The organism is Bradyrhizobium sp. Kon58 (assembly GCF_055807455.1).
Map to the genome: position 1 here is coordinate 1 of NZ_JBVVOT010000674.1, position 233 is coordinate 233.

General features: G+C 60.1%; 1 protein-coding gene. It reads right to left on the bottom strand.

Annotated elements, in window-relative coordinates; translation table 11 throughout:
- On the bottom strand, window positions 1-206 hold a 206-nt coding region (locus AC0L20_RS41905), incomplete at its 3' end, for a DUF2390 domain-containing protein (protein ID WP_473295978.1).
- Window positions 207-233: the final 27 nt, after the last annotated feature.

The following is a 233-nucleotide window of genomic DNA, read 5'->3' on the forward strand; positions in this document are numbered from 1 at the left end:
GTCAGGCCTTCAAGCCATTCGTATTGTCCCGTTACCTCGTTGGTCGGCCAGGTCTGAGCCAGCGCTTCAAGGCGTGTCAGCAAGGTTCGCTCGGCTTGCAGCTCCATTGTTTTGAGCTGTTCGCGTAACGCCGCCAGTTGCACATCCTGCTGTGCGATCACCCGCCATTGCCTGCGTATCTCGCGCAAGGGTTCAACCACGTCCATGCGCCACGGCCGCGCAAGCTGTTGCAG